This is a genomic window from Rhizobium sp. FY34, assembly GCF_005222845.1.
Lineage (GTDB): Bacteria > Pseudomonadota > Alphaproteobacteria > Rhizobiales > Rhizobiaceae > Neorhizobium.
Window position 1 is genome coordinate 493191 of record NZ_STFZ01000011.1, and the last position, 15633, is coordinate 508823.

Consider the following 15633-nt stretch of genomic DNA (forward strand, 5'->3'; position numbering starts at 1 on the left):
GGCCACCGCCTCCTCATTGTCCAAGCCGCTCGAGCAGTGCCGGCACATGCACCTGGTCGGCCTTGTAGTTGCCGGTGAGCATATACATCATGATGTTAACGCCAGCGCGGTAGGCATATTCGCGCTGCATGTCGTCGGGCGGCACCGTCGGCAGGACCGAATTCCCATTGCCATCGATCGCCCAGGCGCCGGCAAAATCATTGCCGGTAATGAGAAGCGGCGTCACGCCATCGCCGGAGGATGACAGCTCACTTTCGGAATTTCGGGCATCCTGACGCGCTTCCACCCAGAGCGGGCTGCCGGAATAGCGGCCGGGAAAACTGGTGAGCAGATAGAAGGAGCGCGCCAGCACATGGTCTGTCGGCGTCGGCTCAAGCGGCGGAATATCGACATTGGCGAGGATTTCCTGCAGCCGCTGGCTGTTGGCGCTCAGGGCACCGACCCCGTCCAGCGTCGAAATCTGATCGCGCGTATCAAACAGAACCGTGCCGCCGCTGCGCATATAGGTATCGATGCGCGAAATGGCCGCCGCAGTCGGCATGGGGGCGGTGGATGAAATCGGCCAATAGATGATCGGATAGAAGGCCAGTTCATCCTTGGAAATATCAAGGCCAACCGGGGTGCCGGGCTCCAGCGTCGTGCGATAGGAAAGAAACTGGCTCAAGCCTTCCAACCCCTGTTCGGAAATGCGATCGACATCAGCTTCACCGGTGATCACATAGGCGAGATGAGTTACATCGAGCCGTTCCAGCGCCTGTTCATCGCCCGGTTTTGCATCCTGCGCACGCGCATCCGACAGCGACAGGGCAAAGGGTGAAAGCGCCAGCAACAGGATGGCAGCAGCCGAGCGCCCTGCTCGCGACAGGCGCGAGAAGCCACCATTCATGAAGAGCACGACAAGACTATCGACCAGCAGCAGCAAAAGGGCGATGGTAAACAGCGCCGGGCGCAGCGATACGGCCTCGCGCCCGATAAGGCCTTGCCGCGTAACCGAGAGGCCAGCAATATTGGTATCGATCGGGTTGAGTTCGGTGCCCGGCGGCAAAAGGTTGACAGCGGTAAAACCATCCTCGGACCCATAAAGGCCGGGCGGATGATCAGGGCTTGCCACCGGCACCTGGCCCGGCGCGGGCGTGATCGGCTTGGCAGGTCCCGTCTCCGTCGTCAGCACTCCATCGGCGGTCAGCAACCGGTAGGGCGGCAAGGCGACAGCCGCGGCACCGGCCAAGGACGTGGTCTGCGCGCCACTGGCACGGGCAAGCTGCACCAGACGCCGCAGCATTTCGACGAAATCACCCGACAGCGGCAGATCAGACCAGGTGGCCTCGGCGCTCACATGAAAGAGCACGATACGGCCGGCCTCCACTTCTCGCGTCGTCACCAGCGGCGTTCCATCGGCAAGGCTTGCCCAGGTGCGTTCCGCCAGATCCGGCGTCGGCTCGGCCAGTACCTGGCGCTTGACGAGAACGCTTTCAGCGTGCGGCATGCCGGCAAAGGGCCCGAATGGTGGGAAATCGGCAAGCGGCTGTGGCTCGGCCCAGGACAAGGCCCCGCCCAGCGCCCGTTCGCCACGCCGCAGGATAACAGGCACCAAAGGATCATCGGTCGGTGCCGCGGCAAGCCGCGACCCGGCAAAGCGGATCAGCATGCCGCCGCGCGCGATCCAGCGCTGCAGTGGTTCATAGGTATCTGCCGGAAGCCGACCGATATCAGCCATGATGATGGCCGAGGGGTTGTTGGCAAGAACGTCTGGAAGCGAGGTCGAAAGGTCGGAGCCGCGCGGCTGGATGATATCGGCATAGGGTTGCAGCGCACGGCTGATATAATAGAGCGGCAAAAGCAGCGGCTGCATTTCATTGCCGCTGTCGCCCGACAGAAGCGCCACCCGGCGGCGCTTGAACCCATCATCCAGCAGATGCGCGGCACCGGCCGTCGCATGGCCTTCAATGGAAAGGCGGGCAAAATCATTGCGCAACTCGAAGGGAGCGGAAATCTCTGCGCTCGCCGTGCCTGAGCCGACGGCAAAGGAAAGCGGTGCCGAGGCAAGCGTGCGTCCCCGCTGGTCAAGCGCATTCACGGTAAAGCTCTGCCCTGCTGCGCGATTGAGGCGCGAGGCCGTCACGCTCATCGAAGTTGCGTTATTGGTCGCCTGCGTCAATGCCAGGGCTCCGTCGCCATCACCTTCGATAAGGCGCAGATCAGCAGGCGAAAGGCTGGCAAGATCGGCCATCATCTCTTGATCCTCGGCTGCCGCCACACCATCGGTGAGGAATGCGACAGTACCGGGGCGCAAACCGTTGAAAGCCTCGGTCAGGGCTTGCGCCGTGCGCGCCCGCTGCGGCACCAGGGGCTGCGGCCGGGCAGCCGCCAACTTTTCGCGCGCCGCCGCTGCCGTTCCCGGCACGGCATCATGGGTAGCGTCTGCGGTAAAGACGATCGAGACCGGCAGGTCTGCCTGTTGTGCATCGTCGATCAGCATGTCGGCGGTTTCGACCCGCCGTTGCCAATCCTTGGCCGCCGCCCAGCTATTGTCGACGACCAGCACCAGCGGACCACCAGACGACAGCGAGCCAATGCGCGGGTTCATCACCGGATCGGCAATCGCAAAGATCAGGGCCGCTGCCATCAATATGCGCAGCAATGTCAGCCACCAGGGGCTGTTGGCCGGCGTTTCCTGGCGTTTCAACACGGTGGCAAGAATGGCCAGCGGCGGAAACACTTCCGATTTCGGACGCGGAGGTGTCAGCCTCAGCAACCACCAGATGGCCGGCAGTGCGATCAGCGCAATCAGGATGGCGGGACTTGCAAAGGCAAAGGCGCTCATGGGCGGGCTCCGGCCATGCCCGACGGGTTGCCGGAGAGATAGCCGTAGACGGCACCCAGCGCTTCCGATGCCAGATGATCGGTGCGGTGGAAGGCAAAACTCCAGCCAAGCCGTCGCAGCGATTGGCCGAGGCTCTCCCGGCGCGCCAGATAGGCCCGCTGATAATCCTCGCGCAGGGTCTCAGCCCGGCCGGACATCAATTTTTCCCCGGTTTCCGGATCGGTAAACTCCGTGCGCCCCGTAAACGGGAACGTCTCTTCGGCCGGATCGGCCACTTCCACCACATGGCCGCGCAGATTGCGCCGGGCCAGCGGCGCAATGCGCTCCATGATCCGGTCGGCATCATCGAGAAAATCACCGATCAGCACGATATCGCTCGATCCGCGGATCATCGCCGTATCAGGCATGCCTTCCGTTTGCGGCGCATGCATGATGGCAGCCGCCAGCCGTTCGGCAGCATTGCGGGCCGAAACCGGTTCCATGACGCCAGGGCAACCGATGCGCTCGCCTGACCTGGCAAGGATTTCAGCCAGTGCCAGCATCAGCACCAGCGCCCGGCTTTCCTTGGAGACGGAACCGAGCGTCGATTTATACATCATCGAGGGCGACAGGTCGGCCCAGAGCCAAACCGTATGGGCTGCCTGCCATTCGCGGTCACGCACATAGGTATTGTCATCGCGGGCGGACCGGCGCCAGTCGATGCGCGCCAGGCTCTCGCCTTCGGTATAAGGGCGGAACTGCCAGAAATTCTCGCCTATGCCGCGCTTGCGCCGGCCATGCCAGCCGGCAATCACGGTATTGGCGATGCGGCGTGCCTCGACCATGCAATCCGGCACAAGGGCGGCTCGCTGACGGGCGCGGGCAAGAACTTCGCCGCCGGGGGTCTGCGGAACGATCTGGCCTATGGATGCCACGCCTGCTCCTTACCTGTTTTTCCGGTCTGTACTGTCCTGGTCAGCAACACGCGGCGGGTCAGCCGCGCGCCTGCTTGACCAGGCCCGCAATCACGTCGCGCACGGACATCCCTTCGGCACGCGCCGCAAAGGTCAGCGCCATGCGATGTTCCAGCACCGGTTCGGCCAGCGCATGCACATCATCCAGCGATGGGGCAAGCCGGCCCTGATAGAGGGCTCTGGCACGGGCGCAGAGCATCAGCGCCTGGCCGGCACGCGGGCCCGGCCCCCAGGCAACATGCCGGTCGGTCATCGTATTGCCATGGCCGGGACGCGCCGAGCGCACCAGCGACAGAATGGCATCGACCACCGTATCGCTGACCGGCATCTGGCGGATGAGAGACTGGATCTCCTGCAGGCGCGGCGCATCGATAATGCTGCGCGCCTTCGCCTCGGATAGGCCTGTGGTGTCGAGCAGGATCTGCCGTTCGGCGGCCAGATCCGGATAGAGCACGTCAACCTGCAAAAGGAAGCGGTCGAGCTGGGCTTCGGGTAGCGGGTAAGTACCTTCCTGCTCCAGCGGGTTCTGCGTGGCCAGCACATGGAAAGGCGCCGGCAGGTCATAGCGCTGGCCGGCCATGGTGATATGGTATTCCTGCATGGATTGCAGAAGCGCCGACTGCGTGCGCGGGCTGGCGCGGTTGATTTCGTCGGCCATCAGCAATTGCGCAAAGACAGGTCCCTTGACGAAGCGGAACGAACGGCGACCATTCTCGTCCTGGTCCATCACTTCAGTGCCGAGAATATCCGACGGCATCAGGTCGGGTGTGAACTGAATGCGGTTGGCGTTCAGGCCCAGCACCGTGCCAAGCGTGGTGACGAGCTTGGTCTTGGCAAGCCCCGGCACACCGACCAACAGCGCATGGCCGCCGGACAGGACTGCGATCAGAGTGTTTTCCACCACCTGTTCCTGGCCGAAGATCACCTTGGAGACTTCCGCCCGGATTTCGGCGATATCGGAGAGCGCCCTTTCGGCGGCTGCGATGATGGCTTTTTCATCGAGTGGAGTTTCGGTGGAAGTCATCACACCCATGTCGGTCTCCATCAGGCTTTCAACCCGGCATGATGCCCGGTCTGGCGAATCGCTCTCAATAGACGAGTGGTCCATTCTGTCCAACTTATTCCCGCCTTGGCGGCTGACAAGAACGATCTGAATGACTATCTCGTGAGACTGGACGCATAAACCGCAACCATGACGGAAATTATGGCAGGCATGACGATAAATACCGCGACGGACGCAGCAGGTCTTGCCGCATTGATCGGCCGCGCCGCCGAGCAGACCGGCGAGCAGAATCGCGGTTTGCCGCCCGTTGAGCGCTGGAATCCGCCATTTTGCGGCGATATCGACATGGAAATCCGCGCCGATGGCAACTGGTTCTATCTGGGAACCCCGATCGGCAGGCCGGCACTGGTGCGGCTTTTCTCCACCGTTTTGCGCAAGGATGAGGACGGCCAGACCTACCTCGTCACGCCTGTGGAAAAACTCGGCATTCGCATCGAGGATGCGCCGTTCCTGGCCGTGGAGATGACGCTCACGCAGCGTGACGGTGCACCGCTCATCACACTGCGTACCAATGTCGGCGATCTCGTGGAGATTGATGCGGATCATCCGCTACGCCTTGCCATCGAGCCTCAGACGGGGGCGCTCAAGCCCTATGTGCTGGTGCGCGGGCGGCTGGAAGCCCTCGTCACGCGGGCGCTCACCTATGAACTGATCGAGCATGGGCAAGTGATTGACGTGGATGGCATCGAAATGTTTGCACTATGCTCGGGCGGCGCCATCTTTCCCATCATGCCGGCCGCAGAACTGGATCGTCTGTCGCAATGAGTAACCTGCTGCTGAACCCGGATTTTTATTCGGCCGATGAATTTCGCCGCCGCGCCGCACATCAGGGGGGCCCGCCAATCGAGCTTGCCTCGCGTGAACATGGCGACCACCTGCTCAATCCCGGCATTCTGGCGCATCTGGAAGGTCTGACACTGCGCGATGCAGCGGTGCTGGTACCGGTCGTCAATGATCCGGATGGGGCCAAGATCATCCTCACACAGCGCACGGCAACCTTGCGCAAGCATTCGGGCCAGATCGCTTTTCCCGGCGGCGCCGTCGATCCGGAAGATGCAAGCGTCGAGGCGGCAGCCCTGCGCGAAGCAGAAGAAGAAATCGGCCTCGACAGGCGCTTCGTCGAGCCTGTTGGTCGCCTGCCGGATTATTTTGCTGCTACCGGTTTTCGCATCACGCCAGTGCTGGCGGTCGTCGAGCGCGGCTTTGATCTGAGGCTGAACCCGACCGAGGTCGATCAGGCCTTCGAGGTGCCGCTTGCCTTTCTGATGGACCCGGCCAATCACGAGACCGGCAGCCGCGAATGGCAGGGCGCCGTTCGCCACTTCTACCGCATGCCCTATGGCGAATGGAATATCTGGGGCATTACCGCAGGCATTCTGCGGACCCTCTATGAAAGGTTATATGCATGACGAGCCTTGCCGGACAGACCTGGCTCACCGATCCCGCTGTAGAGCGGGTGTTTGCACTTCTGAATGCAGAGGGTGGCGAGGGGCGCGTCGTGGGCGGTGCCGTACGCAATGCCCTGATGGGCGTTGCGATCTCGGATGTCGATTTTGCCACCACCAACCTGCCGCAGGTGGTGATGGAGCGCGCGCGCGCCGCCGGCCTCAAGGCCGTCCCGACCGGCATCGACCACGGCACGGTGACGCTGGTTGTCGATGGACGCGGCTTTGAGGTGACGACGCTTCGCCGGGACGTGACAACCGATGGACGCCATGCGCAGGTGGCCTTCGGCACCGATTGGCAGGAGGATGCCGAACGGCGCGATTTTACCATCAATGCGCTCTACGCGACCGTCGATGGTACGGTGGTCGATCTCGTTGATGGGCTGAAGGATATCGAGACGCGCACGGTGCGCTTCATCGGCGACGCCTCGACGCGCATTGCCGAGGACTATCTGCGGGTTCTGCGTTTCTTCCGTTTCTTTGCCACCTATGGCTCCGGCCGTCCGGATGCCGATGGCTTGCGGGCCGTTGCCAAGGCCAGGGATCGGCTCGACCAGTTATCGGCAGAACGGGTCTGGGCCGAGATGAAGAAGCTTCTGTCTGTTCCCGACCCATCACGCGCGCTTTTGTGGATGCGCACCACCGGCGTGCTGACCGCCATCCTGCCGGAAACCGAAAAATGGGGCATCGACGCCATCCATGGCCTGGTCACCACGGAACAATCCCTCGGCTGGACGCCCGACCCGCTGCTTCGGCTGGCGGGCATGGTGCCGCCGGATGGTGAGCGGATCGCCGCCATGACCAAGCGGCTTCGTACATCCAATGCAGAGGCCGAGCGGTTGGCGCTCTGGGCCAAGGCGCCGGCGCCCACGCCTGAGCTTGCCGAGACGGCACTCGACCGGCTTCTCTACTGGAATGGCAGAGACGGAATGTTGATGCGCCTGAAACTGTCTTTGTCCAGCGCTCGCACCAATGCCGTGGCAAGCGATGCCGACATGCTGAAATCCGCACGGTTTTCCACCTTGCTGAAACGTGCCGAACAGTTCAGCAAGCCGGCTCTGCCGCTGAGCGGTGCCGACGTCATGGCGCTTGGCGTGCCAGCCGGTCCAAAGGTCGGGCAATTGCTCGGCGATATCGAAAAACTCTGGGTGGAGCGCAATTTCGCGCTGGACCGCGAAGCGCTGAGCACGAAGCTGGCGGAGATGGTCGCCGGCTGACCTCTTCAGCAGAAGGCGGTCAGTGCCAGCGGTCGATCACCAGATCTCCGCCTTCTCTGCTTTGCCGGCCAGTTCGTTCAGGCGGGCAAGCGTTGCCGTCGTCACGTCTGCCGGCAGGGCATCGAGAGCAAAGAAACCGCTCTCGGCGATTTCCCGATCAGCAAGTCGCGGCGCGCTCTGGCGCACTTTCGCCCGGTAGAAAATCACATGGTCGCGCGCACTTGCCCGGCGGTTCTGGTAGACATGGAAAATCTCCGGGCTCTCCAGCAATTCGAGATTGCCTTCTTCCCGCAGTTCCTTGACAAGCGCCGCCTGCACAGTCTCACCGCGCTCCACGCCGCCGCCCGGCATGTACCAGCCGGGCACATAGGTATGGCGCACGAGGAATACCCGCCCCTCATCATCGAAGCAGGCGGCGCGCACGCCAAGCGTCATGCCACGGGTCAACGCAAAGATACGGTGCAGAAAGAACACCATGGTCCGCGTTTTCCAGCCTGAGATTTCCGCGACACCTTCGCGCTGCATGCGCCTTGCCCCCCTGCCTGCTTGGCTTTATGTCTCCTGGCATGTACACGTTTGCGCACATCTCCGATATCCATCTCGGGCCCCTGCCCCGCCTGTCAGTGCGTGAGCTGGCATCGAAGCGCATCACCGGCTTCATCAACTGGCATCGCAACCGGCGCAAGCACATGCAGGCGGATACGCTGGACCTTTTGCTCGGTGACATGCGCTTGCGCGCGCCGGAACATCTGATGATTACCGGCGATCTCGTCAATCTTGCGACGCCGATCGAAATCCGGCTGGCTGGCGAATGGCTTCGCTCGATAGGCGAGCCTCTGGATACCACAGTCGTGCCCGGCAATCACGATGCCTATGTGCCGGGCGCCCATCATCGCTCCGTACGCGAATGGTATCCCTTCATTGCCGGGGACGAAGGACCAGTGGACTGGCCGGACGAGGAACATGTGTTTCCGACCTATCGACGGCGCGGGCCCATCGCGATCATCGGTTGTTCCACGTCGAATGCCACTATTCCGTTTTCCGCCGCCGGCTATTTCAGCGCCCGCCAGGCACGCGAACTGGCCAATCATTTAAAGCGCGCGAAGGATGAGGGCTTGTTCCGGGTCGTTCTGATCCACCATCCGCCGGTGCGGGGGGCGGCCTCATCGCACAAGCGCATGATCGGCATAAGGCGCTTTGCCGCCGCCTTGTCGATTGGCGGCGCAGAACTGGTCTTGCATGGCCATACTCATCTCAACACGGTCTATACGCTGAAAACCCATCACGGCCCCGTGCCGGTGATGGGCATTGCCTCGGCCTCACAAGGGCCAGGCGGCCATAAGCCTCCGGCCGCCTACAATCTGTTTTCGCTGACGGGTGAACCGGGCGCCTGGAACCTTGCCTGCGACCGTTACGGACTGACGCCAGCAGCCGATGCCATAGTGCACGAACAGAGGCACGTGCTGCATGGCGATGCCACGGCGATCCCCGCGCAAGAATTCCTGCAACCAGTGGATTGAGCCAGCTTGGCGAAAGCCCGGCCTGCTTTATTGTTAAGCCAGAACTGATTTAGCAATCACAAGAAACCCAGGGCTCGACGGGACCGCATGGACGCACATTCCCCAGGCACGGATATTCGGCGTGAACTCGTGGCGCTTCTGCCGCAGATCCGTCGCTTTGCCATGACATTGACATCCGATGCCGGGCGCGTGGATGAACTCGTGGCGTCAGCCTGCGAGCAGGCCATCCAGAAATCGCATCAGTGGCACGGAGAAAGACGGCTTGAGCCGCGTCTCTTTGCTCTCCTGCGCGCACTCTCGCGGGATGATCCACGCAAGCGCAAGGCCGGGGAGGCTGATGCAAGGCCCGAAAAGCCGGCCGCACGCGAGAAGGCTCGACATTCGATCATGGACACGCTGACAAAGGACAATGCCGCTATATTCCTCCTCTGCGTCGTCGAGGGGCTTTCCTACCTTGAAGCAGCGGCGGTGATGGGGATCGCGCCAGAAATTATCGCCGATTCCATGGTTTCGGCACGCCGTGAACTTGCAGCAGCAGCGGCCGCCGCTGCCGAACGGAGAGCCTGATGCACGACGGGCGCGTGAAGCCAATCGATCTGCAGGTCTCGCTTCTGCTGGATGGCGAGCTCACCGACAATGAGCGCGAGGCACTCGAGGCGATATTGCAACAGGATCCGCAGGCACGCGCGCGTCTGGAGGAATTGCGCCTGTGCGACGAGCGGGCGCGCAAATCCTTCGAAGACATGCTGAAGGAACCGGTATCGCTGGACCTGGTGCGCTCGATCCGCACGGCTACACCGCCGCGTCGCGCTGTGCGCCTGCCGGGTTCCGCGCGTCCACGTCTGCCCGTCAAGCCCAGCGTCACCGCCATCATCACCGCCTCTCTGGTCATGTTCGCATTGGGTACCAGCGCAGGCTACATGCTAGCCGGTCGACCGGGCATGACGACCTATGCCGATCTTGCCGGAGATCCCAACAAGGCATGGCTCGACGATGTGGCCTCGCATTACCGACTGTTTTCGCGTCAATCCCGCCATCTGGTGGAAGTGCCGGCCATCGAATCGGCGCATATCGTTGACTGGCTGATGGCAACCACCGGCGTGTCCTTCCGCATCCCGGACCTGTCCAAGGAAGGCCTACAGTTTCTCGGTGCACGCCTCTATTCAGCCGGTGGCCGCCCGGTTGGACAACTGATCTATCGCAATGGCGATTCGGACGTGATCGCCATTTCCTTCACCAAGAGCATCGCCCCGTCGGAAACCGGCATGCGCGAGGTCATCCGCGATGATATCGGGCTCGTCGTCTGGCAGGGGCTGCAGGCAAGCTATGTGCTGACGGGCCCCTCGGCAGATGCCATGCTGGACACGCTCGCCTCCAAGGTGGCCGGGATTATCTGAGCGGGATCAGCGCGCAAAGCGTCTCGCCCCCACCACACACAGCACCACGCAAAGAGTGACCGCAATCATCATCGGGCTCACCGGTTCATGCAGCAAAAAACCGGCCAGCAGCAGGCCGAAAAAGGGTTGCAGCAATTGCAGCTGGCCGACAGCTGCGATGCCGCCCAGCGCCAGCCCGCGATACCAGAAAACGAAGCCAACCAGCATGCTGAACACCGAGACATAGGCAAGCCCGCCCCAGGCGCCCACCCCCACCGCCGACCAATCCGCCGGCAGAGTGGCGAGCGCAATGACGAGCATCGGCGCGAGGGCCAGAATCAGCGCCCAGCAGATCACCTGCCAGCCGCCAAGCCGACGTGACAGCCTTGCCCCTTCCGCATAGCCAAGGCCGCAGACGATCACGGCAGCCAGCATCAACAGATCGCCCGGTAGCGCGCCCGCGCCGCCAGTAACCAAAGCGAACCCGGCGACAACTGCACTGCCGAGGCAGGAAAACAGCCAGAACAGCGGTTTTGGCCGCTCACCGCCGCGCAGCACACCGAAGATGGCGGTGGCAAGCGGCAAAAGTCCGATGAAGACAATGGAATGGGCCGAGGTGATGGTCTGGAGCGCAAGTGCCGTCAGCAACGGAAAGCCGACCACCACGCCAGCCGCAATGACCACAAGCGAAGCAAGATCGGCACGCACTGGACGCTTTTCGCCCAGGCAAAAGAGCAGCATCGCCGCCAGCCCAGCGGCAATCACCGCGCGCGCCGAGGTCAGAAACAGCGGAGACAGATCCGCCACCGCCACCCGCGTCGCCGGCAGCGATCCGCTGAAGATCACCATGCCCATAAACCCGCTCAACCATCCATCCAGAGAAGCTTTCATTGTCCCTCGCTTTCTGGTGCCTGCTTAGGCAAAGGCGCTTGGCAGCGACAGATACGAAGAGATACAATCCATCCAAACTGTACTGGTATATTATTTGTTACACTTGGAGGAAGAATGCCCAGCAAGTCCGCCGGTACGCGCACAATGGAGGTGATGGCGGCGATCCGCACTCGCATCGAAAGCCGTGCACTCCTGCCCGGTGATCGCCTGCCTTCGGTGCGCAGTTTTGCTGGTCTGATGAAGGTTTCCCCGACCACCGTGGTGGAAGCCTATGACCGGCTGGTCGCAGACGGGTTGATCCGTGCGAAACGCGGTTCCGGCTTCTACGTCGCGGAAAGTGCCTGTGCGCCACTCTCCCTGATGAAGGCTTCAACGCCACAGGCGCGGGCCGTCGATCCCTTCTGGGTATCGCGCCAGTCCCTTGATGCTGACCAGACCGTGCTGAAACCCGGCTGTGGCTGGCTTCCCGCCGACTGGATGCCGCAGGAGGCCCTGGGCCGTGCCATGCGCCACGTTGCGCGCTCGGATACCATGCTGCTTTCCGACTATGGCAGCACGCGCGGCGCACCCAACCTGCGCCGACTGCTTGCCTCCCGCTTTGCTGACGAAGGCATGGCTGTCGATCCTGATCAGGTGCTGTTGACGGCCACCGGCACGCAGGCCCTCGATCTGACTTGCCGCTTCCTGTTGCGCCCCGGCGATACGGTACTGATCGATGATCCGTGCTATTTCAACTTTCAGGCGCTGTTGACTGTACATCAGGTGCAGACTGTCAGCGTTCCCTTTACCGCCACCGGGCCAGATCTCGACGCCTTCGAGGCAGTCCTGACCAACCATAAGCCGCGCCTCTACATCACCAATTCCGGCCTGCACAACCCGACCGGCGCAACGGTTTCGCCACAGACGGCCCATCGGCTGCTGAACCTTGCCGCCCGGCACGGTGCCACCATTGTCGAGGACGACATCTTTGCCGATTTCGAGCCAGAGGCTTCGGCAAGGCTTGCAGCACTGGATGGCCTTACCAATGTGATCCGCATCGGCAGTTTCTCAAAAACGCTGTCGGCCTCCATCCGCTGCGGTTACATTGCTGCACGAGCAGACTGGATCGACGGTCTTGTCGACCTGCAGGTGGCCACCAATTTCGGCGGGCCGAGCCCGATCTCCGCAGAAGTGGTCGCGCATGTTCTCTCCGCCGGCGGCTATCGCAAGCATATGGAGGACCTGCGTCGCAAACTCTCGCATGCCAGACGGGATGTGGGCGAACGGCTCAGCCGGCTTGGCATAGAACTGGTTTTGTCGCCCCGCGGCGGTTTTTATCTCTGGTGTCGCCTGCCGCGGGGCGCCGATTCGGCAACGATTGCGCAGCTTGCCTTGTCGCAGGGCGTAGTGCTGGCGCCGGGCAATGTGTTCAGCCTCAGCCAGACCGCCGGCCCCCTGATGCGCTTCAACGTGGCGCAGATGCAGGACCGTCGTATTGATGCGGTGCTGGCAGAGGCCTTGCAGCAGGTTTGTTGAGACACGTCGCGAGATGCTGGGTTCTGTGAGCGGGCGGATTGCCCCCTCACCCCGCAGGGTAGAAGGGACCGAAAGCGTTGTGGCATTCCATCTTCTCCCCAGCGGGGAGAAGATGCCGGCAGGAGGATGAGGGGGGCAAAGGTCACTGACGCAACCTGTTTCAACAGCCTACCGGCCTTTGTTTTATTACAAAAAACGCCCGGCGCTTGGTAGCACCGGGCATCTCCTGCACATCAAACACGAAACACGTTACTTGCCGGCCAGGACCTGGTTGGCGGCTGAGACAATCGCCTCCAGCGAGGCTGCGACGATATTGGTATTGATGCCGACACCAAACAGCTTGCCGCCGGCATGCTCCACCTCAACATAGGCAATGGCCGAAGCATTCGAGCCATGTTGCAGCGAATGCTCGGAATAATCCGCCACCGACAATTCAACGCCGAGATAGATCGACAGGGCATTGATGAAGCCGTCGATCGGGCCGGTGCCCTTGCCCTCGATGCGCTTTGTCTCGCCCTTATCGGTGATTTCGGCGGCCACCACGCGGATACCCTTCTGCTCCATGCCGGCCGGGTAGGTGTGGTGATCGACAAATTTGAGACGGCCTTCCGGCTGCTCCACATAGCGCGCGATAAAGCGGTCATAGATGCTTCTGGAAGGCAGTTCCTTGCCTTCCTCGTCGGTAATGCGCTGGATATCCTCGCGGAATTCCACCTGAAGATTGCGCGGCAGGTTGATGCCGTAATCGGCCTGCAGGATATAGGCGATGCCACCCTTGCCCGACTGCGAGTTGATGCGGATGATCGCCTCATAGGTGCGCCCGACATCCTGCGGATCGATCGGCAGGTAAGGCACTTCCCAGACCGGGGAATTGGCGGTCTTTACCGCCTTCATGCCCTTGTTGATGGCATCCTGGTGCGAGCCGGAAAACGCCGTATAGACCAGTTCACCGACATAAGGATGGCGCTCGGGAATGACCATTTCATTGGAATATTCGTAGACGGCCTTGATGCGCTCGATATCGGTGCAATCCAGTTCCGGATCAACGCCCTGCGTATACATGTTGAGCGCCAGCGCCACGACATCGACATTGCCGGTGCGCTCGCCATTGCCGAACAGCGTGCCTTCGACACGGTCAGCGCCGGCCATCAGGCCGAGTTCGGTCGCGGCAATCCCCGTACCACGGTCATTGTGCGGATGCAGAGAGATGATGACGTTTTCGCGGTTATCCAGGTTGCGGCACATCCATTCGATCTGGTCGGCATAGATATTCGGCGTCGCCATCTCGACGGTCGATGGCAGGTTGAGGATCAGCTTGTTCTCGGCGGTCGGCTTGATTTCGGCAATCACCGCGTTGCAGATCTCCAGCGCCACTTCCAGCTCGGTGCCGGTAAAGCTTTCCGGCGAATATTCATAGCGGTAGCCGCCGCCAGCCTTCTCAGCCATATCGATGATCATCTTGGCGGCATCCACAGCGATCTGCTTGATGCCCGGAACATCCTTGGCAAACACGACGCGGCGCTGCAGTTCCGAGGTGGAATTATAGAAATGGATGATCGGCCGGTGCGCGCCTTGCAGCGCCTCGAAAGTGCGGGTGATCAGCTCCGGCCGGCACTGCACGAGAACCTGCAACGAGACATCTTCCGGCACGCCGCCCTCTTCCACGCACCAGCGGGCAAAATCGAAATCGGTCTGTGAGGCGGACGGGAAGCCGATCTCGATTTCCTTGAAGCCCATGTCGAGCAGCAGCTTGAACATGCGCGCCTTGCGGTCATGCCCCATGGGGTTGACCAGCGACTGGTTGCCGTCGCGCAAATCGACCGAACACCAGATCGGCGCCTTGTCGATCACCTTGGAGGGCCAGGTGCGGTCAGGGATCTGGATCTGCGGATAGGCGCGGTATTTGCGCGATGCGTCGGGCATGCCCTTTTTGGCCGAGGCGGTCACAGTGGCGGCGGAATTCTTGGCGTCCATGGTCTCTTCTCCTTCGCGTCCAGCGTCGGCGCTTGTGGCAAAAGCCTGTGACAGCGCTCGGAACGTGGATCAAGGCCTCAGTCGAGGCTTTTGGTTTCAAATCGGGGAAATTCTGCGAGGAGCTTTGAGCCGACGGGCGCTTACGGCCGCCGGGCGCTCCTCAACGGACCCGGCAACCGCGGATAAGGCCGAGAAGAAGAAGCGAGTTTGGCACGGATGCGCGAATGCCGGCCGCAGTGCGGGCAGTCATGTCAGTCGCAGCAATGGTTGTGCCGTTGATCGTCATGGAAGTTTGATAGCGCGGGAAAATGCACAGTGCAAGCGGGTTATTCGGCGGCTGCCGCCGAAGCCGCTTCCAGTTTTTCCGTCAGCCAGATTTCAAGGAGTGCATCCCGTGTCACACCAAGTTGCTTGGCACGCCTGTCTAAGTGCAACATAGTCCCACGCTTGACCATTACCGTCATCTGAACGGGCTCCAGATTGGGCCGGGTTGCCTTACTCCAGTCGACATAGTCGCTGATGTCCTCGCCATCATCGAATTTGCGATCGAATTCTTCAGCGCTGATTGTCTTCATACCGACGCCTTTCCTGAATTCTGGCCCGACGGACAGAGATGATGCGAATATTCTCCCCACGCGGGGTGTAGATCGCCGTCCAGAACACACCATGGATGCGGCCTATCAAGACACGCCTGTTCTCTGCGACATGGTCCGTATCGAACTCGACGCCCCGCACATCATACCACAAAGCCTGGGCCTCGACAAAGTCGATCCCATGCTTTTCTTTATTGGCAGCGCTCTTGACCGGATCGAATTCGAACTCCATGCCGCATCAAAGCACGGGCGCGCGCAGGAA

Annotated in this window: 15 protein-coding genes; 7 read left to right on the forward strand and 8 right to left on the reverse strand. The window is 61.7% G+C overall.

The window, feature by feature from the left end; translation table 11 throughout:
* Positions 1–13: 13 nt before the first annotated feature.
* From E8M77_RS09340 to E8M77_RS09350, 3 genes are read right to left on the reverse strand one after another with little or no spacing between them, the layout of a single operon-like run.
* A complete protein-coding gene (locus E8M77_RS09340) occupies positions 14–2824 on the reverse strand; it encodes a DUF4159 domain-containing protein (protein ID WP_137130347.1) in 2811 nt (936 codons plus the stop codon).
* A complete protein-coding gene (locus E8M77_RS09345) occupies positions 2821–3738 on the reverse strand; it encodes a DUF58 domain-containing protein (protein WP_137130348.1) in 918 nt (305 codons plus the stop codon). Before E8M77_RS09345 ends, E8M77_RS09340 begins: the two co-directional genes overlap by 4 nt.
* A gap of 58 nt (positions 3739–3796) precedes the next feature.
* Positions 3797–4810, reverse strand: a complete 1014-nt coding sequence (locus E8M77_RS09350) for a MoxR family ATPase (protein WP_137130349.1) — start codon at positions 4808–4810, stop codon at positions 3797–3799.
* 171 nt (positions 4811–4981) lie between these two features.
* Here E8M77_RS09350 and E8M77_RS09355 point away from each other — a divergent pair, with 171 nt between their 5' ends.
* From E8M77_RS09355 to E8M77_RS09365, 3 genes are read left to right on the forward strand one after another with little or no spacing between them, the layout of a single operon-like run.
* Positions 4982–5605, forward strand: coding sequence for a DUF1285 domain-containing protein (locus E8M77_RS09355; RefSeq protein WP_137130478.1), 624 nt, complete (start codon positions 4982–4984; stop codon positions 5603–5605).
* 11 nt (positions 5606–5616) lie between these two features.
* The gene (locus tag E8M77_RS09360; protein WP_137130479.1) at positions 5617–6249 is read left to right on the forward strand and encodes a CoA pyrophosphatase; all 633 of its coding nucleotides are present in this window, start codon (positions 5617–5619) and stop codon (positions 6247–6249) included.
* Positions 6246–7502 (forward strand): CCA tRNA nucleotidyltransferase, encoded by a 1257-nt coding sequence (locus tag E8M77_RS09365; protein ID WP_137130350.1) that lies wholly within the window; start codon positions 6246–6248, stop codon positions 7500–7502. Before E8M77_RS09360 ends, E8M77_RS09365 begins: the two co-directional genes overlap by 4 nt.
* 36 nt (positions 7503–7538) lie before the next feature.
* Here E8M77_RS09365 and E8M77_RS09370 read toward each other — a convergent pair whose 3' ends face one another.
* Positions 7539–8027: an NUDIX domain-containing protein gene (locus tag E8M77_RS09370; RefSeq protein ID WP_137130351.1), complete on the reverse strand. Its 489-nt coding sequence runs from the start codon at positions 8025–8027 to the stop codon at positions 7539–7541.
* A 41-nt stretch (positions 8028–8068) separates the two neighbouring features.
* On the opposite strand from E8M77_RS09370, the gene E8M77_RS09375 reads away from it, so the two are divergent.
* From E8M77_RS09375 to E8M77_RS09385, 3 genes are all read left to right on the forward strand, one after another.
* Positions 8069–9022, forward strand: a complete 954-nt coding sequence (locus tag E8M77_RS09375; RefSeq protein WP_137130352.1) for a metallophosphoesterase — start codon at positions 8069–8071, stop codon at positions 9020–9022.
* An 87-nt stretch (positions 9023–9109) separates the two neighbouring features.
* The gene (locus E8M77_RS09380) at positions 9110–9589 is read left to right on the forward strand and encodes a sigma factor-like helix-turn-helix DNA-binding protein (RefSeq protein ID WP_137130353.1); all 480 of its coding nucleotides are present in this window, start codon (positions 9110–9112) and stop codon (positions 9587–9589) included.
* Entirely contained in the window at positions 9589–10419 is an 831-nt protein-coding gene (locus tag E8M77_RS09385) for an anti-sigma factor (protein WP_137130354.1), read from the forward strand. Before E8M77_RS09380 ends, E8M77_RS09385 begins: the two co-directional genes overlap by 1 nt.
* Positions 10420–10425: 6 nt before the next feature.
* Here E8M77_RS09385 and E8M77_RS09390 read toward each other — a convergent pair whose 3' ends face one another.
* Positions 10426–11289: a DMT family transporter gene (locus E8M77_RS09390; RefSeq protein WP_137130355.1), complete on the reverse strand. Its 864-nt coding sequence runs from the start codon at positions 11287–11289 to the stop codon at positions 10426–10428.
* Between the two features lie 114 nt (positions 11290–11403).
* Between E8M77_RS09390 and E8M77_RS09395 the strand changes: the two genes are divergently transcribed.
* A complete protein-coding gene (locus E8M77_RS09395; RefSeq protein WP_137130356.1) occupies positions 11404–12804 on the forward strand; it encodes a PLP-dependent aminotransferase family protein in 1401 nt (466 codons plus the stop codon).
* 249 nt (positions 12805–13053) lie between these two features.
* On the opposite strand, the gene leuA is transcribed toward E8M77_RS09395, so the two are convergent.
* From leuA to E8M77_RS09410, 3 genes are all read right to left on the reverse strand, one after another.
* Positions 13054–14778, reverse strand: coding sequence for a 2-isopropylmalate synthase (gene leuA, locus E8M77_RS09400; protein WP_137130357.1), 1725 nt, complete (start codon positions 14776–14778; stop codon positions 13054–13056).
* 326 nt (positions 14779–15104) lie between these two features.
* Entirely contained in the window at positions 15105–15353 is a 249-nt protein-coding gene (locus tag E8M77_RS09405; RefSeq protein WP_170975802.1) for a CopG family antitoxin, read from the reverse strand.
* Positions 15334–15603 carry a BrnT family toxin gene (locus E8M77_RS09410; RefSeq protein ID WP_137130358.1) on the reverse strand — a complete coding sequence of 90 codons (270 nt, stop codon included), beginning with the start codon at positions 15601–15603 and terminating at the stop codon, positions 15334–15336. Before E8M77_RS09410 ends, E8M77_RS09405 begins: the two co-directional genes overlap by 20 nt.
* Positions 15604–15633 lie beyond the last annotated feature (30 nt).